This window comes from Stenotrophomonas maltophilia (genome assembly GCF_013464915.1).
Classification (GTDB): Bacteria; Pseudomonadota; Gammaproteobacteria; order Xanthomonadales; family Xanthomonadaceae; genus Stenotrophomonas; species Stenotrophomonas maltophilia_AT.
The window spans coordinates 57,799-83,399 of sequence record NZ_RAVT01000006.1; the positions used below are offsets into that span (position 1 = coordinate 57,799).

The following is a 25,601-nucleotide window of genomic DNA, read 5'->3' on the forward strand; positions in this document are numbered from 1 at the left end:
AGGCTGGACCCGACCGGTTCTCCGGAAGGGGCGACAGCGGGAATCGGTGGCCCGGCCCTCGGGGCCGGGCAGGGCATCGGGCGGATTATCGCCAAAACCGGACGGCGGTGAAGTGAAGTGGGTCGCCCTGCAGGCAAAAAAAAACCTGCCGCACACGGCGGCAGGTTTCTTCAGGCGCAGCGTCGGGCTCAGCGCTTCATCGAACCGAAGAACTCGTCGTTGGACTTGGTGTTCTTCATCTTGTCCAGCAGGAATTCCATCGCGGCCATTTCATCCATCGGATGCAGCAGCTTGCGCAGGATCCAGATCTTCTGCAGCAGTTCCGGTTCGATCAGCAGGTCTTCGCGGCGGGTGCCCGAACGGTTGATGTCGATGGCCGGGAACACGCGCTTTTCAGCGATACGACGGCTCAGGTGCACTTCGCTGTTGCCGGTGCCCTTGAACTCTTCGTAGATCACCTCGTCCATCTTCGAGCCGGTGTCGACCAGCGCGGTGGCGATGATGGTCAGGCTGCCGCCTTCCTCCACGTTGCGCGCGGCACCGAAGAAGCGCTTCGGGCGGTGCAGTGCATTGGCGTCCACGCCACCGGTCAGCACCTTGCCCGAGCTCGGCACCACGTTGTTGTAGGCACGGGCCAGGCGGGTGATCGAGTCGAGCAGGATCACCACGTCCTTCTTGTGCTCGACCAGGCGCTTGGCGCGTTCGATGACCATTTCGGCCACCTGCACGTGGCGCGCGGCCGGTTCGTCGAAGGTCGAGCTGATGACCTCGCCGCGCACGGTGCGCTGCATTTCGGTCACTTCTTCCGGGCGCTCGTCGATCAGCAGCACGATCAGGTGCACGTCCGGATGGTTGGTGGTGATGGCCGTGGCGACCTGCTGCATCATCATCGTCTTGCCCGCCTTCGGCTGGGACACGATGAGCGAGCGCTGGCCCTTGCCCTGCGGGGCCATCAGGTCGAGGATGCGGCCGGTGATGTCTTCCGACGAACCGTTGCCACGCTCCAGGGTGAAGCGGCGGCGCGGGAACAGCGCGGTCAGGTTCTCGAACAGCACCTTGTTCTTCGATGCTTCGATCGGCTCACCGTTGATGGTGTCGACGATGTTCAGCGCGAAGTAGCGTTCGCCGTCCTTCGGGAAGCGGATGCGGCCGGAGATATGGTCGCCGGTGCGCAGGTTGAAGCGGCGGATCTGGCTGGGCGAGATGTAGGTGTCGTCCGGGCCGGCCAGGTAGCTGGCTTCGGCCGCGCGCAGGAAGCCGAAGCCGTCCGGCAGGATTTCCAGCACGCCGTCGGCGGCGACGCCGTCACCATGGCGGGTCAGCACCTTCAGCAGGGCGAAGATCACATCCTGCTTGCGGGCGCGGGCCACGCCTTCGGAGATCTGCAGCTGCTCGGCGATCTCCAGCAGCTTCTGCGCCGGCATGCGCTTGAGGTCGCTCAGCGAATAGACCGGGAAGCCTTCCGGAACGTTGGCATGCGGGCGCGGCACGAAGGGCTGCTGCTCGCCGCCGTCGTTGGGCATGCCGTCGTCGCGGAAGCGGTTGTTGTTGTTGCGGTCGCGGTCGCGGCGGTTGCGGAAGCGGTCACGGCGGTTGCCCTGGCCTTGCCCCTGGCCCTGCTGGCCGTTCTGGTTGTACGGGTTCTGGCTCTGGTTCTGGCCACCCCCCTGGTGGTTCTGCTGCCGCGGCTGGCCGGATTCGCGACCCTCACCACCTTCGCCACCGCCACTGCTGGCAGGGGCCTCGGCGGCGGGCGCGCTCGGCGCGGGTGCTGCGGCCGGCGCCGGTGCCTCGGGCGCGGCGGCCAGCGGCAGGGTCGGCTGCGCCGGAGCGGCGCTGGTTTCGGCGGCTGCCGGGGCGGCGGCCTTGCTCACGCGGGGCTTGCGCACGCGCTTTTCGGCGGGCGCATCGGCGCTGCCGGTTTCGGAAGTGTTATCGGACAAGAGCGTTATTCCTCGCTTGAAGGTGCGAGCGCCCGGCTGGGGCGGCGAACGTTGGGAATGGGTCTGGAAGAAACTGCGTCCAGAGGGTGCGGCACGCGAACGCGGCCGGATGTGCCGACACTATCATCGGCCTGCGGCGCCGTGCAAGGGCCGCCGGGAACAGCATTCATCATGGACGCGGGGCGCCCGCCGGCAGCCGCGGGCGGCGGCTGCCGGAAAACAGCAGGATCAGGCCAGGGCCTTGTCCAGCAGGCCGGCCAGCTGGGCCTTGCCCACCGCACCGATCTGCTCGCCGACCTTCTCGCCGTCCTTGAACACGACCAGGTACGGGATCGAACGCACGTGGTACTTGGCGGCCAGCGCACGGTTGTGGTCGACGTTGACCTTGGCGATCTTGGCGCGGCCCTGGTAGGCGTCGGCCAGTTCGTCCAGCGCCGGGGCGATCATCTTGCACGGGCCACACCATTCGGCCCAGAAATCGACCAGCACCGGTTCCTTGGAATTCAGCACTGCGCTATCAAAGTCGGCGTCGCCGACATGTACAACCTTGTCGCTCATCTTGGTTTCTCGTCTTGGATTGCACCCGGCCATGCCGGAGGTGGGTGAACTGGGCCATGCCCGGTGGCGCGACCCTCGTCGTTGCCTCGCGGCGCACTGCCGCGGTGCGTTCGGCGGGATGCCTGGACGCTCACGGCCGGCAGTGTACCCCTATCGCAGGGCGGGGACAGGCGCCGGCTGGAACCCAGCGTATCGTGATCGCTTCGAAGCTCGGTATGTGTCGGATTTCACTGTCTTCCCGAAGATGGGGGTGGCAGCGGGCGACACCAGCGGGCCCGGCCGGGTCGTTCAAGGCCCGTGTGGCTGGATGAAGATCGAGCGTCTCTTCGGTTCCTGAGACAGGGCACTCCGGTTTGCTGGCCCGAGTGCGTTAAACTGGGCCATTGTGCGGCGCGCGGACCGGGTGGTCCCAGCCTGCCAACCCGCCGCAGGGGCCGCAGTTTGCGACGGTGCCCCTAGACGATGAAGTGCCAGCCGCCCCACGGGCCGGCGGCCATACCAAGACGGACTCATGAGCGACAAACCGCTGACCGATTTGACCTTTTCCTCCTTCGAGCTGCATCCGGCCCTGCAGGCCGGCCTTGAAGGAGCCGGATTCACCCGCTGCACCCCGATCCAGGCGCTGACCCTGCCGGTCGCGCTGCCTGGCGGTGATGTTGCCGGCCAGGCCCAGACCGGCACCGGCAAGACCCTGGCCTTCCTGGTCGCTGTCGTGAACCGCCTTCTGACGCGTCCGGCGCTGGCCGACCGCAAGCCGGAAGATCCGCGCGCCCTGATCCTCGCCCCGACCCGCGAACTGGCCATCCAGATCCACAAGGATGCGGTGAAGTTCGGTTCCGACCTGGGCCTGCGCTTCGCCCTGGTCTACGGCGGCGTGGATTACGACAAGCAGCGCGAACTGCTGCAGCAGGGCGTGGACGTGATCATCGCCACCCCGGGCCGCCTGATCGACTACGTCAAGCAGCACAAGGTGGTCTCGCTGCACGCCTGCGAGATCTGCGTGCTGGACGAAGCCGACCGCATGTTCGACCTGGGCTTCATCAAGGACATCCGCTTCCTGCTGCGCCGCATGCCCGAGCGCACCACCCGCCAGACCCTGCTGTTCAGTGCCACCCTCAGCCATCGCGTGCTGGAGCTGGCCTACGAGCACATGAACGAACCGCAGAAGCTGGTGGTCGAAGCCGAGACCATCACCGCTGCCCGCGTGCGCCAGCGCATCTACTTCCCGGCCGACGACGAGAAGATCCCGCTGCTGCTGGGCCTGCTGTCGCGCAGCGAAGGCGCGCGCACCATGGTCTTCGTCAACACCAAGGTGTTCGTCGAGCGCGTCGCCCGTTCGCTGGAGAAGGCCGGCTACCGTGTCGGCGTGCTGTCCGGTGATGTGCCGCAGAAGAAGCGCGAGAGCCTGCTCAACCGCTTCCAGAAGGGCCAGCTGGAAATCCTGGTGGCCACCGACGTGGCTGCGCGCGGCCTGCACATCGACGGCATCAAGTACGTCTACAACTACGACCTGCCGTTCGATGCCGAAGACTACGTGCACCGCATCGGTCGCACCGCGCGCCTGGGTGAAGAGGGCGACGCGATCAGCTTCGCCTGCGAGCGCTACGCCATGGGCCTGCCGGACATCGAGGCCTACATCGAGCAGAAGATTCCGTCCGAGCCGGTCACCAAGGAACTGCTGACGCCGCTGCCGCGCCCGGAACGCCCGGCACCGGCTGCAGGCGAGGAAGGCGAGGACAACGAAAGCGTCGGCCAGATCTTCCGCGAAGCGCGCGAAGCCCGTGCCGCCGAGGAAGAGCGTCGGGGCGGTGGCCGTAGTGGCGGCCGTTCCGGCGGTGGTGGTGGCCGTGGTGGCCGTGACGGTGAGCGCAGCGGCGAACGCCGTTCGCGTGGCCCGCGCAAGCCGCGCGTGGAAGGCGAGCAGGGCGCTGCCGCCCCGGCCGCCGGCGCCGAAGGCGCCACCGCCCAGGTTCCGCGCCCGCCGCGCCCGCCGCGTGCCGAAGGCGCACCGGAAGGTGCGGTGGACGGCGAGCACAAGCCGCGCAAGCGCCGTCGTCGTCGCCACGGCCGTCCGGTCGAGGGTGCCGAGGGCGTGCAGGCCAATGCCGGCAATGGCGCCAGCCCGGTCACCCCGGTGCAGGTGGTGGCCAAGCCGGTGCGTACCGCCGCAGATACCGGCGATTCGTTCCTGACCCGCATCGGCCGCAAGATCCGCCGGATGCTGTCGGGCAACTAAGCCGGTGGCACCCGACCGTTGGTCGGGTGGCCTTGAGGTGTGCCGACCAACGGTCGGCACCCACCAGGCCGGACGGTTTTCGCCGGGCATGGCCCGGCGCTACCGATCCGTCGCGCGGCTCCTGCATAATCGGGGCATGAGTGTCCTGCGCTTCGACAATGTCAGCAAACAGTACGCCGGTGGCCACGAAGCACTGATCGATGTCAGCTTCGAGGTCGCGCCGGGCGAGATGCTGTTCGTCACCGGCCATTCCGGTGCGGGCAAAAGCACCCTGCTCAAGTTGATCCACCTCGACGAGCGGCCCAGCCGCGGCGCGGTGGTGTTCGACGAGCGCAACCTGCTGAAGGTGCGCGGCGGCGACGTGCCCCGCCACCGTCGCGCGGTCGGTGCGGTCTACCAGGACCATCGCCTGCTGATGGACCGCTCCATCGCCGAGAACGTGGCGCTGCCGCTGATCCTGCGCGGCACCCGCCGTGGCGACATCGGCAAGCGCGTGCGTTCGGTGCTGGAACGGATGGGCCTGGGCCATCGCGAGAAGGCACTGCCCTCGCAGCTGTCCGCCGGCGAGCAGCAGCGCGTCGGCATCGCCCGCGCCATCGTCGGCGAACCCAAGCTGCTGGTGGCCGACGAGCCGACCGGCAACCTCGACCCGACCCTGGCGGCGGAGATCATGGCCCTGTTTGCCGAGCTGCCCTCGCGCGGCACCAGCGTGCTGGTGGTCAGCCACGACCTGCCGCTGCTGCGCCGCATGCGCAAGCGCGTGCTGATCCTCGACCACGGCCGGCTGGTGGATGACATCTCGCCGCAGGACCTGGCGGAGTAACGCATGGCCAAGAACGAAAACAGCGAAGCCGCCGCCCCCTCGCGCGTGGGCGTCTGGTTCCAGCACCACGCGCACAGCGTGGTGTTCAGCCTCGGCCGTGCCTTCCGCAAGCCGTGGGCGACCCTGCTGACGGTGATGGTCATGGCGCTGGCGCTGGCCCTGCCGCTGGGCCTGTCGATCGCGCTGGACAACCTCAAGCAGTTCGCCGGCAGCGTGCAGCAGTCGCGCGACATCAACGTATTCCTGAAGGGCAATGTCGATGGCCCCGGCGCGCTGCGCCTGGCCGGCCAGCTGCGCGATCGCGATGACGTGGCCGAAGTGAACGTGCGCACGCCCGAACAGGGTCTGCAGGAACTGCGCGATGCCGGCCTTGGCGAGGCGATCGACGCACTCAATGACAACCCGCTGCCCTCGCTGCTGGTGATCACCCCCGGCCAGGGCAAGGACGACGCACGCCTGGCACGCGCGCTGGAGAGCCTGCCCGAGGCCGACCTGGTGCAGCACGATGCACTGTGGCGCCAGCGCCTGGATGCCTGGCTGGCGTTCGGTGCACGGCTGGTGCAGGTGCTGTCGGTACTGCTCGGTGTCGGCGCCGCGCTGGTGGTTGGCAACACCGTGCGCCTGGACATCCAGGCCCGCCGCGAAGAGATCGGCGTGCTGCAGCTGCTCGGCGCCAGTGATGGCTTCATCCGCCGTCCGTTCCTGTACCTGGGCGCGTGGTACGGCCTGGGGGCCGGTGCGGTGGCACTGGCCCTGATCGGTGCCGCCGGTGCCGCGCTGCGCGTGCCGCTGGCCGAACTCTCCCGCAGCTATGGCAGCCCGTTCGTGCTGCACGGCCTGGATCTGCTGCATGGCGGCCTGGTCCTGCTCGGCACGCTGCTGCTCGGCTGGCTGGGCGCGTGGCTGGTGACCGGCCACTTCCTGCGCCAGACCCGCCCGACCGACACCTGAGACCGGCATGCAACCGCAAGCGCTGAAGCACCTTGATGGGCCCGCCACGCGGGTGATGGTGGTCGATGGCTCGAAGCTGGTGCGCAAGCTGATCGCCGACGTGCTGAAGCGCGACCTGCCGGGCGTGGAGGTGATCGGCTGCGACAGCATCGAAGACGCGCAGCAGGCGCTGGCGCAGGGCCCGGTGGACCTGGTGACCACCTCGTTGACCCTGCGCGATGGCGACGGCCTGGCACTGGCACGGATGGTGCGCGAAGCGGCCGGCCAGGCCTATGTGCCGGTCATCGTGGTGTCCGGCGACGCCCAGCAGCACCTGGAGCAGCGTCGCTTCACCGAGTACGTCACCGACTATTTCGACAAATCGCTCGGCCATGAAGCGCTGGCGACCTTCATCCGCGGCTACGTGCAGCCGCAGACCATTCCCGGCGCGACCATCCTCTACATCGAGGACAGCCGCGTGGTGGCCGAAGCCACCAAGCGCATGCTGGAGCGCCAGCAGTTGAACGTGCTGCACGTGGTCAGCGCCGAAGAGGCGTTCACCCTGCTCACCGCCGAGTCGCTGGGCCGCAGCCGCCACCGCATCGACCTGGTGCTGACCGACGTCACCCTGAAGGGCGAGCTGAGCGGCCGCGATGTGGTGCAGCGCGTGCGCGTGGACTTCGGCTACGGCAAGCGCCGCCTGCCGGTGCTGGTGATGACCGGCGACGGCAACCCGCACAACCAGACCGGGCTGCTGCAGTCCGGCGCCAACGACCTGGTGCTCAAGCCGATCGAAGAACGGCTGCTGGTCACCAAGGTGCTGTTCCAGCTGCGTCTGGCCCGGTTGAACGATGGACCCCTGATTCGATGAAGTGGCGCAATGATTGATGAAGTAGCGGACACCCCGACGATCCAGCTGGAACCGAGCTGGAAGCAGCATGTCGGTGATTACCTGTTGCAGCCGCAGATGCGCGAGCTGTCCGGCTTCCTGCGCCAGCGCAAGGCGAGTGGTGCCGCGGTGTTCCCGCCCGGCCCGCAGATCTTCGCGGCGTTCGATGCCACGCCGTTCGAGCAGGTGAAGGTGGTGATCCTCGGCCAGGACCCGTACCACGGGCGGGGCCAGGCGCATGGCCTGAGTTTCTCGGTGGCGCCGGGCGTACCTGTGCCACCGTCGCTGCTGAACATCTACAAGGAGATCGAGAGCGATCTCGGTCTCCCGCGCCCGGACCACGGCTGCCTGATGCCGTGGGCACAACGTGGCGTGCTGCTGCTCAATGCCGTGCTGACCGTGGAAGAGGGCAAGGCCGGTGCGCACCAGGGCCGTGGCTGGGAGGGCTTCACCGACCACGTGGTGGACGTGCTCAACAGCGAACGCGAAGGCCTGGTGTTCATGCTCTGGGGTGCCTATGCGCAGCAGAAGGGCAAGGTCATCGATACCCGTCGCCATCGCGTGCTGAAGTCGCCGCACCCGTCGCCGTTGTCGGCCCACCGTGGCTTCCTTGGGTGCCGCCATTTTTCGATGGCCAACGAGTACCTGCAGCGCCGCGGCCAGGCCCCGATCGACTGGTCGCTGCCGCCGCGTTCGGCGCTCTGAGCGGGCCGGGCAGGGGCCCGGCGCCGCCAGCGATGGATCAGTGGCCCGCTGCTGGTGCGGGATCCGCGCGCCGGTAGTAGGCACGCGCGCCTTCGGCGATCACGCTCAACGCCTGCACGCTGCCATCGCCGCCGCGATGGAACAGCAGTTCCGCCCCCGCACTGCCTGCCAGGAAGCGGACGGGCGTCAGCGCCTGCAGAGCGACCGGTGCATCACGCCCGGGCAGGCGCAACTGCAGTCCAGCATCGATCGCCTGCACGTCCAGGGTCGTGACGTCGAACCAATCGGCCAGGCCGCTGCGCAGATCCATGGGCAGGGTGTCATCGAGTACGAAGCGGCCGCTGAAGCGCGGATAGCCCTCCGCCAGCAATGCAGGATCCAGCGTGCGGATGACCGGCTTGGCGTTGTGGCCGAGCGCATCGGACAGGGCATTGCGGATCTCCCCACGCAGCGCGGGGCCGTTGTCGCCATTGGTCAGGATGACGAATCCATCGCCGCTCTCCGGGTAGCCTTCGATGCCGGCGTGATAGCTGTCATTGCTGCCATTGTGGAAGAAGCGGCGACTGGCACCGGTGCCGGCCAGCTCCGGTCCCAGGCCACGACCGGCCGGCGCCACCTCGCTGACCATCTGCAGGGCCAATGACTGCGGCAGCCATCCATCCTTCGTGCGGATGCTGCGCAGCAGGGCCGCGACGAACAGGCCCATGTCGTTGGCGCTGGTCCACAGCCCGGACGCCGCCTGTTCCGGAAAGCTCTGCCAGCCGCGTGGCAGCGCTTCCGGCAGGCCCTTGTTGTCGTGCGCATGGGCAACGTTGCCGTAGCCGGAAGGCAGGGGGTTCTGGTACGTGCTGCGCGACATGCCCAGTGGCGCGAACACCTCGCGACGTGCGACGTCAGCGAATGTTCTGCCGGTCAGGTCTTCGATCGCCAGCTGCACCACCGTGTAGCCGCCACCGGAATAGTCGACCTGCTGGCCGGGTGCGTGGATCAGGCGTATCGGTTCATTCTTTGCAGGCGCCAGTCCATCCAGTGTCTGCAGCAGGGTCGGCAAGCGCTCGGCGGGCTGGTAGTCCTGGAAGCCATGCACATTGAAGCCGGCGGTGTGCGAGAGCAGCATGCGCAGGGTGATCGGCGGGTGCCGTCCCTGCGCATCGGCAGGCACATGCCAGCGGTGCAGGCGGGGATCGATGTTCTCCTCCAGCGAGACCTTGCCGGCAGCAACCAGCTTCAGGGTGGTCGCCGCAGCGCCCATCTTGCTGACCGAACCCACCGAGAACACGGTATCGGCATCCACCGCGTCGCGCGTGCCTGCCTGGCGCAGGCCGTACCCGGCGGCGTACACCACCTTGCCATCGCGGATCACCGCAACGGCGGCACCCGGCACCTTGTAGTGGGCAAGGCGTTCCTCGATCGACCATCGCGGCAGCGCCGCGCCCAGCGGGGCCGTGCCGGGGCGCAGGCCATGGGCCATTGCCTGGGCAAAGCGCGCAGCGTCTTCAGCGACGGCGTCGGTGGCCATCACGCGGAACGGGCTCAGGCAGGCCAGCAGCGAACACAGCAACAGGCGGTTCATCATCGACATCCTTGCAGGAGTGGAAGAGGGTTGGGATCGGCGCAGGCGTTGCCACGCACGCCTGCCGCGTCCGGTCGTTGCGGGTGGAACGGGGTCAGCGCCGCAGTGCAGGAGGCGATGCGGCGGCGGCGTCAGCGTCGTTCGCGGCGGGCGCCCTGCGCCAGCAGGTAGTCGCGCACGGCCGCGTTGCCGGCCTGGTTCAGCGGTGTCCGCCAGCGCCCCAGCCAGCCGTCGGCTTCCACGCCCAGGTTGATGTCGGCGCCGTGCGCGAGCAGGTACTGCACGGTGACCAGGTGGCCTTCGCGCGAGGCATTGATCAGCGGTGTCTCGTCATAGGTCACGACCCGGTTGACGTCGGCACCGGCCTGCACCAGCTGCTCGACGATGGGTTGCAGGCCCAGCGCGGAGGCGACGATCAACGGATTGCCCTCGCCCAGTGCGGCGCGATCGGGGTCGGCCCCCAGCTGCAGCAGGGCGTTGACCATCGCCGGGTCGCGTGCGCGGACGGCCTGGATCAGCGCCGTGCCATCGCCGAGCACGCGTGCATCGAGATCGACGCCCGCCGCCGCCAACGCGCGGACCTGCACGAGGTCATGCGTGCCGGCGGCCTGGAGCAGGGTGTTGACGCGCGTATAGGAGGCGCTGGCAGCCGGCGATGGGGCGAGCCGTGGTGAGACAGCCACCGCGGTGCCGGCGCAGGCTAGTAGAAGCAGCAGGCCCAGCACCAGCAGGCTGTGGCGCCGGGGGGCGTGGGGCGTGGCGTCCACCAGCTGATCGCTGCGCTGCGCCAGCTGGCTGCGTGCACTGAACATGCCCAGCGCCAGTGTCGGTGCCTCCTCGCGCAGGGCCTGCAGCTGTTCGACGCTGGCCAGCAGCGAACCTGCATAGTCCAGCGGTTCGCGTGCCTGCATCGCAGCGCGTGCGTCACAGGCCATCTCGCGCAGTACCGCCAGGCGTGCCTGGGCAACGTGCAGCAGCGGGTTCCACCAGAACAGTGCTGTTCCCGCCCGCAGCAGCGTGCTTGTCCACAGGTCGCGGCGCTGCAGGTGTGCAACCTCGTGGCGGACGATGTCGCGCAGCACGCTGTTGTCCAGGCGGGCCAGCAGCGGGCGCGGCAGCAGGATCGTCGGGCGCCACAGGCCGACGACCATCGGCCCGTCGACGGCGCAGGTGGCGATCGTCACGTGGTCGGGCACGATGTCGGCCAGGACCGCGCGCAGTCCGGCGGATGCCGGTTGCGCCAACCGCCGCAGCCGGCGTGCGTGCAGCAGCGCGTCCAGCAGGCGCATGCCCAGCCACAGGGTGCCCAGCAGCCACAGCATTGCAAGCAGTGTCGGCACGGTCTTCGGCAGTTCAACGTAATAGATGTCGGGCTGCCGTCCGGCTTCGAAGATGGCTTCTTCCGCCGTTGCCCCTTCGCCGGGCATGGGATGGAACGCGGCCGCAGGCGGTGCCGGTGCGGGCAGGGTGGTCGACCATCCCGGCAGGAAGGCGCTGAGCGGCAGCAGCAGGGCAACGGCCATCGCGGCTGTCAGCAGCCAGGAACGTTGTTCGGCACTGAGGGCTCGCCGACGAGCGAGCCAAAGCGCTGGCAGCAGCACCACTGCGGACAACAGCAACTGTCGAACGCCCAGTGCCATCGCCAGGTCGATGAGGTTCATTCCTTCCTCCCGGCCCTGGCATCGCTGATGCGCTGCTGCAGTGCCTGCAGTTCGTTGCGATCGATTTCGCGTTCGTCCACCAGGTGCTGTGCCAACACGTTCGGCGAGCCGTCGAAGAACTGATGCAGCAGATGGTCCAGCGCTTGCCGGCGGGCCTGCTCGCGGCTGAGCGTGGCGTGATAGATGTAGGCGCGACCTTCCTGGCGATGACTGACAAAGCCTTTCTTCGCCAGCACGTTGAACATGGTCAGCACCGTGGTGTACGCAACCGGCTTGTGTTCGCCGAGCACATCGGCCACTTCGCGCACGGAGGCTTCGCCCTTGTCCCAGAGGATGTCCAGGATGGCCTGCTCGGCCGGGGTGGGAGTCTGGGAGGCGGGGCGGGCCATGCGCATCTACGTATGAATTAGTTGATGCATCGGAGCATGCTGCCGCATGGCTGTCAACGGGTTTTTTAGTAGTAAAACATCGAGCCTGTGGCGCGCGGGCCTGAACATCTGGCAACATCCCCGCCCCTGAATGCGCCTCCAGGCCTACCCGTTCAGCTCCGCTTGACCGGAATCGGCCGGTTTCCGGTAGGTAATTGCTTGAATTCCAAGGGATTGTGAATCCCGAAAAGCGCGCTCGCCACTGTCATCAAATCGCGCTACGGTAGGGCTCTGTTTGGGACCAGTGTTGCATCAATAGGATGCTGGAACTTTTTCCTCCTTTAGCAGTCCAAATCCCGGACTGCTAAGATGGGTGCCTATGAGCCAGAACACCTCTACTGCCCTTGTGGCAAACAATCTCCCGATTCCCAGTGCGCTCGGTTCGCTGGACGCCTACATCGGTGCCGTGCACCAGATCCCGGTGCTGTCGGTCGATGACGAACAGGACCTGGCCCGTCGCTTCCGCGACGGCAACGATCTGGACGCCGCCCGCGAACTGGTGCATTCGCACCTGCGCTTCGTGGTGCACGTGGCCCGCGGCTACAACGGCTACGGCCTCGCCCTGGGCGACCTGATCCAGGAAGGCAACATCGGCCTGATGAAGGCGGTCAAGCGCTTCGACCCCGAAATGGGCGTGCGCCTGGTGTCCTTCGCCGTGCACTGGATCCGTGCCGAGATGCACGAGTTCATCCTGAAGAACTGGCGCATCGTGAAGGTCGCCACCACCAAGGCGCAGCGCAAGCTGTTCTTCAACCTGCGCAAGTCGAAGACGCGCCTGGGCTGGATGAACGCGGCCGAAGTGAGCGCGGTGGCCAAGGACCTGAACGTGTCCGAGCGCGAGGTCATGGAAATGGAGTCGCGCCTGTCCGGTCGCGATATCGGTTTCGATGCGCCGACCGACGAGGACAACGAACACGCGCCGCCGTCTCCGGCTGCGTTCCTGGTCGCCAACGACGAAGACCCGTCGATGGCCTACGAGCGTGCCGACAGCGAAGACAACCAGATGCAGCTGCTGCGCGAAGGCCTGGCCGAGCTGGATGCCCGTTCGCGCGACATCATCCGCCGTCGCTGGCTGGATGCCGACAGCAAGGTGACGCTGCAGGAACTGGCTGACGAGTACGGCGTATCGGCCGAGCGCATCCGCCAGGTTGAAGCGAACGCGCTGAAGAAGATGAAGGCGCTGTTCACCGCGTAAGGCGGGGTGGCGTTGAAGCAATGAAAAGGCCCGGCATTGCCGGGCCTTTCTCGTTTGTGGGCCTATCCACGCATGGCGTGGATCTACCCCGGCGGTACGGCATCTGTGGGTCCACGCCACGCGTGGCGGTACGGCACCCAGTAGAGCCACGCCATGCGTGGCTGCGGCGCCGGACCTCAGCCCTCGCGAGCGATCGCGCGCCAGCCGATGTCGGTGCGGTGGAACTCGTTGGCCCACGTCACCTTGGCCACGCCGGCATAGGCATTGGCCTGTGCGTCGCGCACGCTGTTGCCCAGCGCCGCCACGCACAGCACGCGGCCGCCGGCGCTGAGCACCTGGCCCTGCGCGTCCAGCGCGGTGCCGGCATGGAACACCTTGGCACTGGCCGGCACGTCGTCCAGGCCGGAAATCACGTCGCCGGTGATCGGCGATTCCGGGTATGGCTTGGCGGCCAGCACCACGCCCAGCGACGGGCGCACATCCCACTGTGCCTCGATCTGGTCCAGGCGGCCGTCGATGGCAGCTTCCACCAGCTCCACCAGGTCGGACTGCAGGCGCAGCATCACCGGTTGGGTTTCCGGGTCGCCGAAGCGCACGTTGAATTCGATCACCTTCGGGGCGCCGCTGGTATCGATCATCAGGCCGGCATAGAGGAAGCCGGTGAACGGGATGCCGTCGGCGATCATGCCCTGCACGGTGGGGTTCACCACCTCACGCATCACGCGGGCATGCACTTCCGGCGTCACCACCGGGGCCGGCGAGTACGCGCCCATGCCGCCGGTGTTCGGGCCGGTGTCGCCGTCGCCGACGCGCTTGTGATCCTGCGAGGTGGCCATCGGCAGCGCATGCACGCCGTCCACCATCGAAATGAAGCTGGCTTCCTCGCCGTCGAGGAATTCCTCGATCACCACGCGGGCACCGGCATCGCCGAAGGCGTTGCCCGAGAGCATGTCACGCACGGCATCTTCGGCTTCGGCCAGGGTCATCGCCACGATCACGCCCTTGCCGGCGGCCAGGCCATCGGCCTTGACCACGATCGGAGCACCCTTGTCGCGGATGTAGGCCAGCGCCGCGTCCACCTCGGTGTGCACGGCGTAGAACGCGGTGGGGATGTTGTGGCGGGCCAGGAAGTCCTTGGCGTAGGCCTTGCTGCCTTCCAGCTGCGCGGCGGCGGCGGTCGGCCCGAAGATGCGCAGGCCGGCGGCGCGGAAGCGGTCGACCACGCCGGCCACCAGCGGTACTTCCGGGCCGACCACGGTCAGCGCCACGCCTTCGGCCTGGGCCAGCGCCAGCAGGCCGTCGATGTCGGTGACCTTCACCGCCACGTTGCGGCACTTGTCTTCGCTGGCGGTGCCGGCGTTGCCGGGCGCCACGATCACTTCGGTGACACGGGAGGACTGGGCCAGCTTCCATGCCAGGGCGTGTTCGCGGCCGCCAGAGCCGATGACAAGTACGTTCATCACGAGATTCCAGATTGCGTGGGAAGGGAAGATCGGTGTCCCCGGCGGCGCGCGTGGCTCACTCGCAGCCTTCGCGTCGCAGCGATTCGGGGAAGGAATAGGCCCAGGTCTTCGGGTCCAGGGTAAAGCGGTGTTCCTGCCGGACCTGCTTGCCGCCACAGGTGGTTCCGGTTTCCTCGATCAGCAGCGGCCAGACGCGCGCGCTGCGGTCGCTGTCGTCGAAACGCAGCGCGAAATCGATGCTGAAGCGGCGGGTGCGGCAGTCCTCGACGGTATCCGGGTCGGTGCCGGCGTCCAGGTTGTCGCACTCGTACTGGGCGTCATTGTCGATATGGCTGCGCGCGCTGCCACTGGCCACCAGGCCGTTCGGGCCTGGCAGGATCAGCGACTGCGAGAGCAGCGAGAAACCCTGCCCGAACCAGCCGTCCTCGACACGGAAGCCGTAGAAGTCGCTGCCGGCGCGGATGATGCTGGTAGTGCCGGGCTGGCCGCCGCTGCCGAAGCGCTGGCCGGTCAGTTCGCTGGTCACCTCGAAGCCATCGCCCTTCGGGCGCAGCACGAAGAACTCGATGGTTCCCGGGTCGATGTGCGCGCCATCGACCAGCGCACCGCACACGGCCAGCAGCTGTTGCCAGCTGTCACCGCTCACCACCGGTTGTTCCGCGCAGACCTGCCAGTCCATCGCATGGGTGTCGCCATCGTCGGTCCAGCTGCCGCGCCATTCACCGGAGAGCCTGGCGTTGCTGCCGTAACGCTGGACCAGGAAGGCCTGCAGCCGCGCGGTGCGGCTGACATGCTGTTCTGGTACAGCGGGGGCCGCCGCAGGCGCTTCTGCCTTCGGGCCCGCGCTGGGCTCGGCAGCAGGCTTGCAGCCTGCCAGCACGGCCGCGCCCGCGAGGGCGAGCACGGCCAGCGATTTCATCGAAACTGTGGACATCCGTGTCGCTCCAGGATCAGTGGCGGAAGTGGCGCACGCCGGTGAACACCATGGCCAGGCCATGTTCGTCGGCGGCGGCGATCACTTCGGCATCGCGCATCGAACCGCCTGGCTGGATCACCGCCTTGATGCCGGCGGCAGCAGCGGCGTCGATGCCGTCGCGGAACGGGAAGAACGCGTCGGAGGCCATCACCGAACCCTCGACTACCAGGTTCGCATCGGCCGCCTTGATGCCGGCGATGCGCGCGGAATAGACGCGGCTCATCTGCCCGGCGCCCACGCCAATCGTGCGGTTGTCCTTGGCATACACAATCGCGTTGGACTTCACGAACTTGGCCACCTTCCATGCAAACAGCAGGTCGGTGAACTGCTTGTCGGTCGGTACCAGCTTGCTGACCACCTTCAGTTCGTCGCGGGTCATGCCGCGGTTGTCCGAGGACTGCAGCAGCAGGCCCGAGCCGACGCGCTTGCTGTCGAAGTTGTTCAGGCCATCGCCGTGCGGGATGCGCAGCACGCGCACGTTGGCCTTCTTCTGCGCGTATTCCAGCGCGGCCGGCTCGTAGTCCGGGGCAATCAGCACTTCCACGAACTGGCGGTCCAGGATCACCTTGGCGGTGGCGGCGTCCAGCGGCGTGTTGAAGGCGATGATGCCGCCGAAGGCGCTGGTCGGGTCGGTGGCGTAGGCCAGCTCGTAGGCATCGCCATTGCCGGCACCGACGGCCACGCCGCACGGATTGGCGTGCTTGACGATGACGCAGGCCGGCGCATCGAACTGGCGCACGCATTCCCACGCCGCATCGGCATCGGCCAGGTTGTTGTAGCTCAGTTCCTTGCCCTGCAGCTGCTGGAACGTGGCCAGCGTGCCCGGCACCGGGTACAGGTCGCGGTAGAACGCGCCGCTCTGGTGGGGGTTCTCGCCGTAGCGCAGGTCCATCACCTTCACGAAGGTGGAATTCATCTGCGCCGGGTACTCGGCACGCGCCGGCACCGCGGCGTCGGTGGCGGTGACCGCCGACAGATAGTTGCTGATCGCCGCGTCGTACTGGGCGACGCGGTTGAACGCGGCCACCGAGAACGCGAAGCGGGTGCTGGCCGACAGTTGGCCGTCGTTGGCGTCCAGCGAGGCCAGCAGTTCGGCGTACTGCGACGGGTCGGTGGCCACCGCCACGCGGGCGAAGTTCTTGGCTGCCGAACGCAGCATGGCCGGGCCGCCGATGTCGATGTTCTCGACCGCGTCGGCCAGGGTGCAGTCGGCCTTGGCGGTGACCGATTCGAACGGGTACAGGTTCAGCACCAGCAGGTCGATGGCACCGATGCCGTGCTCGGCCATCACTGCGTCATCCAGGCCGGAGCGGCCCAGCAGGCCGCCGTGCACCATCGGGTGCAGGGTCTTGACCCGGCCGTCCATCATTTCCGGGAAGCCGGTGACGTCGGCCACGTCCTTCACGGCCAGGCCCGCATCGCGGATCGCCTTGGCAGTGCCGCCGGTGGACAGCAGCTCCACGCCGCGTGCCGCCAGCGCAGTGGCCAGCTCGACCAGACCGGTCTTGTCGGAAACGGAGAGAAGGGCCCGGCGGACGGGCAACAGATCAGCAGTCATGGGACAGAATCGGCAGCGGAGCGGGGCCGATATTGTAGGCGGTGGGGGCCGGTGGCGGGTGCCGGAAGGGGTAATTTGCCGCGGCCATCGACGTAAGACCGGGTCGGGCACATCGATCCGGCCCGATCCGGGGGGCTGGGCCGCAGACCGGAGCCGGGTTGTCGGAATCTGCCGACGATGGGGTAGGCTGTGCCCGCACTGCCAAGGATCAGCGGGTACGGATCATGTCGATCTATGCATTGAAAGGACGTTTCCAGGACCTGTTGCGTCCAGCCGTACGCGGTCTGTACCGCATGGGGATCACCGCCAATACGGTGACCGTGGCCGCCGCCGTGGTCTCGCTGCTGGTGGCTGCCGTCGTGTGGTGCTGCGCGCCGGCCCAGCCCCTGCTGTACCTGCTGCTGCCGCTATGGATGCTGCTGCGCATGGCGCTCAACGCCGTGGATGGCATGCTGGCCCGCGAGTTCGGCCAGCAGTCGCGGCTGGGCGCCTATCTGAACGAGCTGTGTGATGTGATCGCCGATGCGGCGCTGTACCTGAGCCTGCTCAGCGTGCCGGGCGTGCGCCCGGAGGCGCTGTGGCTGCTGGCCTGGACTGCGGCGCTGAGCGAATACGCCGGCGTGCTGGGGCTGATGGTCGGGGCCAGCCGTCGCTATGACGGCCCGATGGGGAAGAGCGACCGGGCGTTCGTCATCGGTGCGCTGGGCCTGCTGCTGGCGTTTGGCTGGAGCGGTGCGATGACGGTCAGCGGCGTGGCCGCAGCGATGGCGGTGCTGTGCGTGCTGACGATGATCAACCGCGTCCGTCGCGGGCTGCAGGAAGCGGCGGTTTCGCCGAATTAATCAAGCAGATACAAAAAGACAATCAGGAGATTGCATGCGTCAGGCGCAGGAACGGGAATTCCACAGCTTCGACCAGGTACCGCTGTTCTACCGGTACTGGGCGGGCACCAGCGCAACGCCGGCCAGCAGGGCCATCGTGCTGCTGCACCGCGGCCACGAGCACTCCGGCCGGGTCACCCACCTGGTCGATGAGCTGGACCTGCCCGACACCGCCTTCTTCGCCTGGGATGCGCGCGGCAATGGTCGTTCGCCGGGTGCGCGCGGCGATGCACCGGGCTTCCCGGCGCTGGTGCGTGACCTGGACAGCTTCATCACCCATATCGGAGCCGAGCACGGCATCGCGGTGGAAGACATCGTGGTGATCGCGCAGAGCGTGGGCGCAGTGGTTGCCGCCACCTGGGTGCACGACTACGCGCCGCGCCTGCGCGCGCTGGTGATGGCTTCGCCGGCGTTCAAGGTGAAGCTGTACGTGCCGTTCGCACGCCCGGGCCTGGCATTGATGCAGAAGCTGCGCGGCAACTTCTTCGTCAACAGCTACGTCAAGCCGCAGTGGCTGACCCATGATCCGGCGCGCGTGGAGAGCTACCGCACCGATCCGCTGATCACCCGGCCGATCTCGGTGCGCGTGCTGCTGGGCCTGTACGAAGCGGCTGACCGCATCGTGGCCGATGCGCAGGCAATCAGCGTGCCGGTGCAGCTGCTGGTGTCCGGCTCGGATTTCGTGGTGCACCGTGGCCCGCAGGACCGCTTCTACGAGCGCCTGTCCAGCCCGATCAAGGAGCGTGTGCATCTGCCGGGCTTCTTCCACGACACGCTGGGCGAGCGCGATCGGGCGCCGGCGCTGGCACGTATCCGCAGTTTCATCCAGGCACGTTTCGCCGAGCCGCTGCGTGAGCTGTCACGGCGCGACGCGCACCGTCACGGGCCAACCTTCGAGGAATCGGAGATCCTGGCCTGGCCACCGGAACGCAACAGCCTGGCTGACCTGCGCTGGCGCGTGGTGCGTGGTGGCCTGCGCTTCGGCGGCACGCTGTCCGAAGGCATCGCGCTGGGCCTGCAGACCGGTTTCGATTCCGGCAGTACGCTCGACTACATCTACCGCGACGAAGCGCGCGGCAAGGGGCCGCTCGGCCGCATGGTCGACCGCAATTATCTGGACGCGATCGGCTGGCGCGGCATCCGCATCCGTGGCCAGCACCTGCAGGAACTGCTGCGCGACGCCGCCCAGCGCCTGCGCGGGCAGGGCACGCAGGTGCGTGTGCTGGACGTGGCGGCCGGCCATGGTCGCTATGTGCTGGAAGCGCTGGGCCAGGGCGAACAGCGCGCCGACCGCATCGTGCTGCGTGATTTCAGCGATCTGAACGTGACCCAGGGCCAGGCATTGATCGAGCGCCTCGGTGCCGACGACATCGCCTGCTTCGAGCAGGGCGATGCGTTCGATCCGGCGCAACTGGCCAAAGTCGATCCAGCACCGACACTGGCGGTGGTATCGGGCCTGTACGAACTGTTCCCCGACAACGACGCCGTGCTGCGCTCGCTGCAGGGCATTGCCGCAACCGTGCCGGTGGGGGGCTATCTGGCTTACACCGGCCAGCCCTGGCACCCGCAGCTGGAATTCATCGCACGTGCCTTGACCAGCCACCGCGGTGGCGCAGCATGGGTGATGCGCCGCCGTACCCAGCAGGAGATGGATGAGCTGGTGCGCCTGGCCGGTTTCGAGAAGGTGGCGCAGCGCATCGACGAATTCGGCATCTTCACCGTGTCGCTGGCACGCCGGGCCGCGTGATGGCGACGCTGGCCGCAACGCCGCTGGCCACGGAAGGACGCCCCTGGCGGCGCGCCCTGCTGTGGCTGGCCCTGCTGGGTCCGTTCTTCTTCGCCAGCTACGGCTTCGCCAACTGGATGGCCGGCCGGCATGCCGAACTGCCGGTGATGGCGTTCGCGTGGGAGACGCACATTCCGTTCGTGCCGTGGACGATCGTGCCGTACTGGTCGATCGACCTGTTCTACGCGGTATCCTTCTTCCTGTGCCGGCAACGGCTGGAACTGGACCGGCATGCGCTGCGGCTGTTCAGTGCACAGCTGATCGCGGTGACCTGCTTCCTGTTGTGGCCGCTGCGCTTCAGCTTCGAGCGGCCGGAGATCGGTGGCGTGTTCGGTGGGTTGTTTGATGTGCTGCTGGGCTTCGACAAGCCGTTCAACCAGGCGCCGTCGCTGCACATCGTGCTGCTGATCGTGCTGTGGATGAAGTTCGCGCAGTACCTGCACGGCGTGTGGCGCTGGGTGCTGCACGCGTGGGCATTGCTGATAGGCGTCTCGGTGCTGACCACGTTCCAGCATCATTTCATCGATATTCCGACCGGCCTGCTGGCGGGGTGGCTGTGCGTCTGGCTGTGGCCGGAGCAGGGCGCGCCGCCGCTGCGCGCCTGGCGCATCGCGCGTGATGCCAGACGTTGGCGATTGGCGGCGTTGTACCTGCTGGGGGCGGCGCTGCTGCTGGCGCCGGCGGTGACGCTGCGCGGTGCGGCGTTGTGGCTGCTGTGGCCGGTGGTGTCGTTGCTGCTGGTGGCGTTGGCCTATGCCGGGCTGGGTACGGCGGTGTTCCAGAAACGCGCCGATGGTCGCTTGACGATGGCCGCGCGCTGGCTGCTGGCACCGTACCTGGGCGCTGCCTGGATCAACTCGCGGCTGTGGACGCGGCGTGCGCCGCAGCCGGTGCCGGTGCTGGACGGTGTGTGGCTGGGCCGCATTCCCAACGGCGCGTTGCCACCGCCACTGGTGGGTGTAGTGGATGCCTGCGCCGAGCTGTCCTGTTGCGCGCAGGGCGCAGCGTATGCCAGCGTGCCGATGCTGGACCTGGTGGTGCCTGCTCCGGAACAGCTGCGCGAGGCGGCCGAGGCCATCGAGTGCCTGCGTGCGCAGGGGCCGTTGCTGGTGTGCTGTGCGCTGGGCTACTCGCGCAGTGCTGCCAGCGTGGCGACCTGGCTGCTGCGCAGTGGTCGCGCGGCTGATGTCGATGCGGCGGTGGCGATCGTGCGTTCCGCGCGCCCTGGCATCGTGCTGGGTACGGCCCATCTGCGTGCCATCGCCGACGCGGCAGGAGCGCGCACATGAGTACGGTTCCCGATCTGGCGACCATGCAGCTGCTGCTGCGGCAGGGGCGTTGGCCGGCATGCCTGTCGCTGGGGCTGCTGCTGGTGGCATTGCTGCTGCTCGGCACCGAGCCGGGCCTGGCGATGATCGCTGCAGGGTTGTTGCTGGCCAGCACGTTCGCGGGCGTGGCACAGACGTACCACGCGTGGCGGGTGGCGCTGGACGCCAGCCTGCTGCAGCTGCTGCGCGATGAGAGCCTGGACGGCGATGCTGCCGCGCGCCGCACCGATCAGCTGCTGCAGGACAGTGGCCTGCGCCGCGCGTCACCCGATGCGCAACTGCGGGGCTGGGACGCGCGCTGGGCCGGCATGCGCCGCCTGCTGCTGCGCCAGTACCTGCTGACCGCGGTGCAGTTCGCACTGCTGGTGCTGGCCGTGTTGTGGCCGCAGACGTGAACGGGAGGGGCCAATGTTCGCCGAACTGATTGCCCGCGCCTGCAGTGGCGCGATCCATGTGGTGACAGGCGCACGCGCGCTGTGGATCGGTTGCGCGCCGTCCAGCGAGCGCCGCGTGTACTACGGCAACCACGCCAGCCACGGTGACTTCGTGCTGATCTGGTCGTCGATGCCACCCGCGTTGCGGCGCCAGGTGCGGCCGGTTGCCGCCGCCGAGTACTGGCAGCGCGACGGCCTGCGTCGCTACCTGATCGATGCGGTGTTCAATGGCGTACTGGTCGAACGCGAGGCCGGCCATCGCCAGCAGGATCCGCTGCAGGTGCTGCGTGACGCGGTGGACGAAGACTGCTCGCTGATCCTGTTCCCGGAAGGCACCCGCAACGTGGGCGATGAGCCGTTGCTGCCGTTCAAGAGCGGCATCTATCACCTGGCACGGCAACGCCCGGAGCTGGAATTCGTACCGGTGTGGATCGACAACCTGAAGCGGGTGATGCCCAAGGGCCGCTTCCTGCCGCTGCCCTTGCTGTGCACGGCCACCTTCGGCACGCCGCTGCGGTTGCAGGCCGACGAGGACAAGGCCGCATTCCTGGCCCGCAGCCGGCAGGCGCTGCTGGACCTGGCGCCGAACGGAGGGCGCGCATGAGTTTCCTGATCGATGTGTCCGGCGACCTGGCAACGCAGAGCGTGGGCCAGCAGACCGGCCTGCTGTTCGCTGGCGTCGGTGCGGTGCTGGTACTGGCCACGCTGGTGGCCGAAACGCTGCGATGGCGCCAGCGCGGCCGGCCCAGCGCGGTGATCGCCAACCTGGTGTCGCGCATCCGCGCGTGGTGGGTGATGGCGATCGTGGTCGGATTGGCGCTGTTCTTCGGTCGTGCCGGGGTGATCGTGCTGTTCGCGATCATCTCGCTGTTCGCACTGCGCGAGTTCATCACGCTCGCACCGACCCGCTCGGGCGACTACTACGCGCTGCTGGCGGCGTTCTACATCGTGCTGCCGTGGCAGTACTACCTGGTGTGGATCGACTGGTACGGCATGTACACGTTGCTGATTCCGGTCTATGCGTTCCTGTTCCTGCCGATCCTGTCGACCATCGGCGGCGACACCACGCACTACCTGGAGCGCACGGCGAAGGTGCAGTGGGGACTGATGATCTGCGTGTTCTGCATCTCGCACGTACCGCTGCTGCTGAACCTGCACGTGCCCGGACATGACCCGTCGCGCAACGTGCTGCTGTTTGCCTTCCTGGTGATCGTGGTGCAGTCCTCGGACGTGCTGCAGTACATCTGGGGCAAACTGCTGGGCAAGCATCTGATCGCACCGAAGCTGTCGCCATCTAAGACGGTGGAGGGCTTCGTCGGCGGCGTGCTGAGTGCCAGCGCGCTGGGCGCGGCGCTGTGGTGGATCACCCCGTTCACGCCGCTGCAGGCGTTCGGCCTGTCGCTGCTGATCAACCTGATGGGGTTCTGGGGCGGCCTGGTGATGTCGGCGATCAAGCGCGACCGCGGCATCAAGGACTGGGGCCACATGATCGAGGGCCATGGCGGCATGCTCGACCGGCTGGATTCGGTGTGCTTCGCCGCGCCGGTGTTCTTCCACGTGGTGCGGTATTACTGGAAGGCGGGCGGGGGCGGGTGATCCTGCCGGGCGTCCATCCACGCATGGCGTGGGTCTACCAGGCGGGCGGGAGCGGGTGATCCTGCCGGGCGTCCATCCACGCATGGCGTGGATCTACCRGGCGGGCGGGAGYGGGTGATCCTGCCGGGCGTCCATCCACGCATGGCGTGGATCTACCGGGCGGGCGGGAGCGGGTGATCCTGCCGGGCGTCCATCCACGCATGGCGYGGATCTACCGGGCGGGCGGGGCGGGTGATCCTGCCGGGCCTTCATCCACGCATGGCGTGGATCTACCGGGCGGGCGGCGGCGGTTGATTCCGGGAGGACGCCATCCACGCATGGCGTGGATCCACTGGTAGTGCCGGCCGCKGGCCGGCAACTGCAACATCCTGCCATCGTTCACGAGGTTGCCGGACAGCGGCCGGCACTACCCACGCGCGCTTACGCGCTGATGCCGTATTCCTTCAGCTTCTTGCGCAGGGTGGCGCGGTGGATGCCCAGCATCGCCGCTGCGCGGCTCTGGTTGCCTTCGCAGTGGTTGAGCACTTCCACGAACAGCGGAATCTCCATCTCGCGCAGTACGATCTCGTAGACATCGTCCGCGTCGCAGCCATCGAGGTCACGCAGGTAACGGCGCACGGACTGGGCGACATGTTCACGCAGCGGTGGCCGGGGAGCGCCACGACTGTTGTCAGGACGAGAAAGGACAGCGTTCAAGGGGGTTCCCGATTCGGTTGGCCCGTGCGCGCGGGGCGCGCGGCCGGACGAGGTGGTGGCGGCCAGTCTAGCGCGAGCGTGCCCGGCCTGCCACGGCCGGTCGCCTTTTCACGGTCAGAGGAAGTCGAAGGTGAATGCGACGGTGGATGCGGCGGGCTCCTGCACACGGAAGGCGACGCGCGCGCTCTGGCCCGGTTCCAGCAGGGCCGCGCCGGGGTTCTCTCCAAGGTACTGCGCAGGCGTGAACACACCGCTGCCGATCACCCGGCCATCAGCATCGGACAGTGACAGGCGAAGGTCCGGCCATGCCTGTGCCCAGCGTGCGTCGTTGCGGATGCTGGCCTGGACCTGCAGCACACCGGCCTGCCCGGGCAGCGGCCGGATCTCGCGGCTGGTCATGGTGAAGGCGGTGGGTTCGTGCCAGGCCGGCAGGCTGCAGCGCAGGACGCCGCAGAGCGTGCCCAGCCATGCACGGTTGCCGGCGTCGGCCGCCAGCCGCGCACGGTCGGCAAGCACGCTCTGCAGCAGCAGCAGCAGCGCCAGCCCCGCAACCAGCAGCCAGTGCCAGCGGGGTGCCGGCAGGTTGCGGGGACGCGCACTGCCAAGGAAACTCGGCGCATCAGCGGCAGCCGCCGTTGCCGGCACTGCAACCGCTGCCGGCGCGATGGCCGCAGTTTCATCAACGATGACAGGCTCATCGTCGTGCCGCATCTCTGCCGTCACATGCACCGCTTCGGCAGTCCCGGTTGGCACCTGCATGGCAGGCGGTGCGTGTTCGTCCGGGTCCTGCGTGCGCGCATCGGTCGCAGGCACAGGCTCACCTTCCGGCGCGGTGCGCAGGAAGGTCGCCAGAGGGCGTCGCGGCGGGTTCGGCTCGGACATGCTCAGGGTGCGGGCTCGGATCCAGCAGTCATTCAACCACGATCAGGGGCGACGCACGCCGGTGATGCGCATCCAGTCGCCATCCCGGGTGGCCTGCAGGTCATCGAACCATGCCGCATAGCGCTGCAGCAGTTCACCTTCCTGGCCGTGCAGGATGCCGGACAGGGCAATGCGGCCACCGGCAGCGACGCGCGCGGCCAGCAGCTCGGCCAACGCGTCCAGTGCCGAGGCAAGGATGTTGGCGACCACGATCGGGTAGGTGGCGACGGGTTCGTCCTGCGGCAGGTAGACGTGCATGCGCGCCTGCTCGCCGTTGCGCTCGGCATTGTCGGCGGTGGCGACCAGCGCCTGCGGATCGTTGTCCACGCCGATGGCCTCAGCGGCGCCCAGCTTCAGCGCGGCAAGCGCAAGGATGCCGGAGCCGCAGCCGAAGTCGAGCACGCGCTGGCCCTGCAGCACGCCATCCACGGCCAGCTGGTCCAGCCAGCGCAGGCAGAGCGCGGTGGTCGGGTGGGTACCCGAGCCGAACGCCAGGCCCGGGTCCAGCCGCACCACGGCGGCGTCGGCAGCCTGTGCTGCCTCCGGCAGTTCATGGTTCCACGGCACGATCCAGGTACGGCTGCCGAAATCCATCGGCTGGAACTGGTCCAGCCAGGCGCGTTCCCAGTCTTCGTCCTCGACCGCGCGGAAGCTGCCGCTGCTCCAGTCCAGCTCCGGATCGAAGGACTCCAGTGCGGCCAACAGCAGCAGCGCATTGCTGTCGGCCGGGAACAGCGCGCTCAGCACCAGGGTGTCCCACAGCGGGGTCTCGCCCACGCCCGGCTCGAGGATGGCCTGTTCGTTGCTGGTATCGGCCTCGGCATCAAGCAGCGTGACGGCCAGTGCGCCGACGTCCTCCAGCGCATTCTCATAGCGGGGCTGGGTAGCTTCGGTGCAACGCAGGGTCAGTTCCAGGAACGGCATGGCGGTGGGGGCAATCGCGGGAAAGGGGGCCATGCTAGACCATCGGAGCGTCTCCGTATTGCCTGAGATGCCGCTCGGAGATGAACGGAACCGGTTC

The 25,601-nt window shown here is 67.9% G+C and carries 23 protein-coding genes; 12 read left to right on the forward strand and 11 right to left on the reverse strand.

The window, feature by feature from the left end; translation table 11 throughout:
* Positions 1-188 precede the first annotated feature (188 nt).
* Both rho and trxA read right to left on the reverse strand, forming a co-directional pair.
* Positions 189-1,943, reverse strand: a complete 1,755-nt coding sequence (gene rho, locus D7T59_RS02565; protein WP_180882680.1) for a transcription termination factor Rho — start codon at positions 1,941-1,943, stop codon at positions 189-191.
* A 228-nt stretch (positions 1,944-2,171) separates the two neighbouring features.
* Positions 2,172-2,501, reverse strand: a complete 330-nt coding sequence (gene trxA, locus D7T59_RS02570; RefSeq protein ID WP_005411275.1) for a thioredoxin — start codon at positions 2,499-2,501, stop codon at positions 2,172-2,174.
* 511 nt (positions 2,502-3,012) lie between these two features.
* On the opposite strand from trxA, the gene rhlB reads away from it, so the two are divergent.
* The 5 genes from rhlB (at position 3,013) to ung (ending at position 8,084) form a co-directional block, all read left to right on the forward strand.
* Positions 3,013-4,737, forward strand: a complete 1,725-nt coding sequence (rhlB, locus tag D7T59_RS02575) for an ATP-dependent RNA helicase RhlB (protein WP_180850971.1) — start codon at positions 3,013-3,015, stop codon at positions 4,735-4,737.
* 136 nt (positions 4,738-4,873) lie between these two features.
* Positions 4,874-5,560, forward strand: coding sequence for a cell division ATP-binding protein FtsE (gene ftsE / locus D7T59_RS02580; RefSeq protein ID WP_049428993.1), 687 nt, complete (start codon positions 4,874-4,876; stop codon positions 5,558-5,560).
* 3 nt (positions 5,561-5,563) lie between these two features.
* Positions 5,564-6,511, forward strand: a complete 948-nt coding sequence (gene ftsX / locus D7T59_RS02585) for a permease-like cell division protein FtsX (protein ID WP_099555248.1) — start codon at positions 5,564-5,566, stop codon at positions 6,509-6,511.
* 7 nt (positions 6,512-6,518) lie between these two features.
* A complete protein-coding gene (locus D7T59_RS02590; protein WP_111112974.1) occupies positions 6,519-7,361 on the forward strand; it encodes a response regulator in 843 nt (280 codons plus the stop codon).
* 9 nt (positions 7,362-7,370) lie between these two features.
* The gene (gene ung, locus D7T59_RS02595; RefSeq protein WP_180850972.1) at positions 7,371-8,084 is read left to right on the forward strand and encodes a uracil-DNA glycosylase; all 714 of its coding nucleotides are present in this window, start codon (positions 7,371-7,373) and stop codon (positions 8,082-8,084) included.
* 37 nt (positions 8,085-8,121) lie between these two features.
* Here the strand turns inward: ung and D7T59_RS02600 are convergent, their stop codons facing one another.
* From D7T59_RS02600 to D7T59_RS02610, 3 genes are all read right to left on the reverse strand, one after another.
* Entirely contained in the window at positions 8,122-9,657 is a 1,536-nt protein-coding gene (locus D7T59_RS02600; RefSeq protein WP_258012908.1) for a serine hydrolase domain-containing protein, read from the reverse strand.
* Between the two features lie 131 nt (positions 9,658-9,788).
* Complete coding sequence (locus D7T59_RS02605; protein ID WP_180850974.1) at positions 9,789-11,318, reverse strand: M56 family metallopeptidase; 1,530 nt, start codon at positions 11,316-11,318, stop codon at positions 9,789-9,791.
* A complete protein-coding gene (locus tag D7T59_RS02610) occupies positions 11,315-11,707 on the reverse strand; it encodes a BlaI/MecI/CopY family transcriptional regulator (protein WP_049463302.1) in 393 nt (130 codons plus the stop codon). The genes D7T59_RS02605 and D7T59_RS02610 overlap by 4 nt, the downstream gene beginning before the upstream one ends.
* A gap of 358 nt (positions 11,708-12,065) precedes the next feature.
* Here D7T59_RS02610 and rpoH point away from each other — a divergent pair, with 358 nt between their 5' ends.
* Positions 12,066-12,941: an RNA polymerase sigma factor RpoH gene (gene rpoH / locus D7T59_RS02615; RefSeq protein WP_049428989.1), complete on the forward strand. Its 876-nt coding sequence runs from the start codon at positions 12,066-12,068 to the stop codon at positions 12,939-12,941.
* A 176-nt stretch (positions 12,942-13,117) separates the two neighbouring features.
* On the opposite strand, the gene purD is transcribed toward rpoH, so the two are convergent.
* From purD to purH, 3 genes are read right to left on the reverse strand one after another with little or no spacing between them, the layout of a single operon-like run.
* Entirely contained in the window at positions 13,118-14,401 is a 1,284-nt protein-coding gene (gene purD, locus D7T59_RS02620; RefSeq protein ID WP_180850975.1) for a phosphoribosylamine--glycine ligase, read from the reverse strand.
* Positions 14,402-14,459: 58 nt separating this feature from the next.
* Positions 14,460-15,338, reverse strand: coding sequence for a hypothetical protein (locus D7T59_RS02625; RefSeq protein WP_258012909.1), 879 nt, complete (start codon positions 15,336-15,338; stop codon positions 14,460-14,462).
* Between the two features lie 16 nt (positions 15,339-15,354).
* Positions 15,355-16,938 (reverse strand): bifunctional phosphoribosylaminoimidazolecarboxamide formyltransferase/IMP cyclohydrolase, encoded by a 1,584-nt coding sequence (gene purH, locus D7T59_RS02630; protein ID WP_180850976.1) that lies wholly within the window; start codon positions 16,936-16,938, stop codon positions 15,355-15,357.
* Between the two features lie 224 nt (positions 16,939-17,162).
* Here purH and D7T59_RS02635 point away from each other — a divergent pair, with 224 nt between their 5' ends.
* Genes D7T59_RS02635 through D7T59_RS02660 form a run of 6 tightly spaced genes read left to right on the forward strand, consistent with a single transcriptional unit; the run spans position 17,163 to position 22,963 of the window.
* Complete coding sequence (locus D7T59_RS02635; RefSeq protein WP_180850977.1) at positions 17,163-17,780, forward strand: CDP-alcohol phosphatidyltransferase family protein; 618 nt, start codon at positions 17,163-17,165, stop codon at positions 17,778-17,780.
* Positions 17,781-17,814: 34 nt separating this feature from the next.
* A complete protein-coding gene (locus D7T59_RS02640) occupies positions 17,815-19,566 on the forward strand; it encodes a bifunctional alpha/beta hydrolase/class I SAM-dependent methyltransferase (protein ID WP_180850978.1) in 1,752 nt (583 codons plus the stop codon).
* Complete coding sequence (locus D7T59_RS02645; RefSeq protein WP_180850979.1) at positions 19,566-20,894, forward strand: phosphatase PAP2/dual specificity phosphatase family protein; 1,329 nt, start codon at positions 19,566-19,568, stop codon at positions 20,892-20,894. Before D7T59_RS02640 ends, D7T59_RS02645 begins: the two co-directional genes overlap by 1 nt.
* Positions 20,891-21,328, forward strand: coding sequence for a hypothetical protein (locus tag D7T59_RS02650; RefSeq protein ID WP_180850980.1), 438 nt, complete (start codon positions 20,891-20,893; stop codon positions 21,326-21,328). The genes D7T59_RS02645 and D7T59_RS02650 overlap by 4 nt, the downstream gene beginning before the upstream one ends.
* A gap of 13 nt (positions 21,329-21,341) precedes the next feature.
* Positions 21,342-21,971: a lysophospholipid acyltransferase family protein gene (locus D7T59_RS02655; protein ID WP_014038692.1), complete on the forward strand. Its 630-nt coding sequence runs from the start codon at positions 21,342-21,344 to the stop codon at positions 21,969-21,971.
* Complete coding sequence (locus D7T59_RS02660; protein ID WP_099474013.1) at positions 21,968-22,963, forward strand: phosphatidate cytidylyltransferase; 996 nt, start codon at positions 21,968-21,970, stop codon at positions 22,961-22,963. The genes D7T59_RS02655 and D7T59_RS02660 overlap by 4 nt, the downstream gene beginning before the upstream one ends.
* A 420-nt stretch (positions 22,964-23,383) precedes the next feature.
* Here the strand turns inward: D7T59_RS02660 and fis are convergent, their stop codons facing one another.
* The 3 genes from fis to prmA all read right to left on the reverse strand — a co-directional run bounded on the left by fis (position 23,384) and on the right by prmA (position 25,504).
* A complete protein-coding gene (gene fis / locus D7T59_RS02665) occupies positions 23,384-23,659 on the reverse strand; it encodes a DNA-binding transcriptional regulator Fis (RefSeq protein WP_005419706.1) in 276 nt (91 codons plus the stop codon).
* 114 nt (positions 23,660-23,773) lie between these two features.
* Positions 23,774-24,541, reverse strand: a complete 768-nt coding sequence (locus tag D7T59_RS02670; protein WP_180850982.1) for a DUF3426 domain-containing protein — start codon at positions 24,539-24,541, stop codon at positions 23,774-23,776.
* Between the two features lie 42 nt (positions 24,542-24,583).
* Entirely contained in the window at positions 24,584-25,504 is a 921-nt protein-coding gene (gene prmA, locus D7T59_RS02675; RefSeq protein ID WP_180851023.1) for a 50S ribosomal protein L11 methyltransferase, read from the reverse strand.
* Positions 25,505-25,601: the final 97 nt, after the last annotated feature.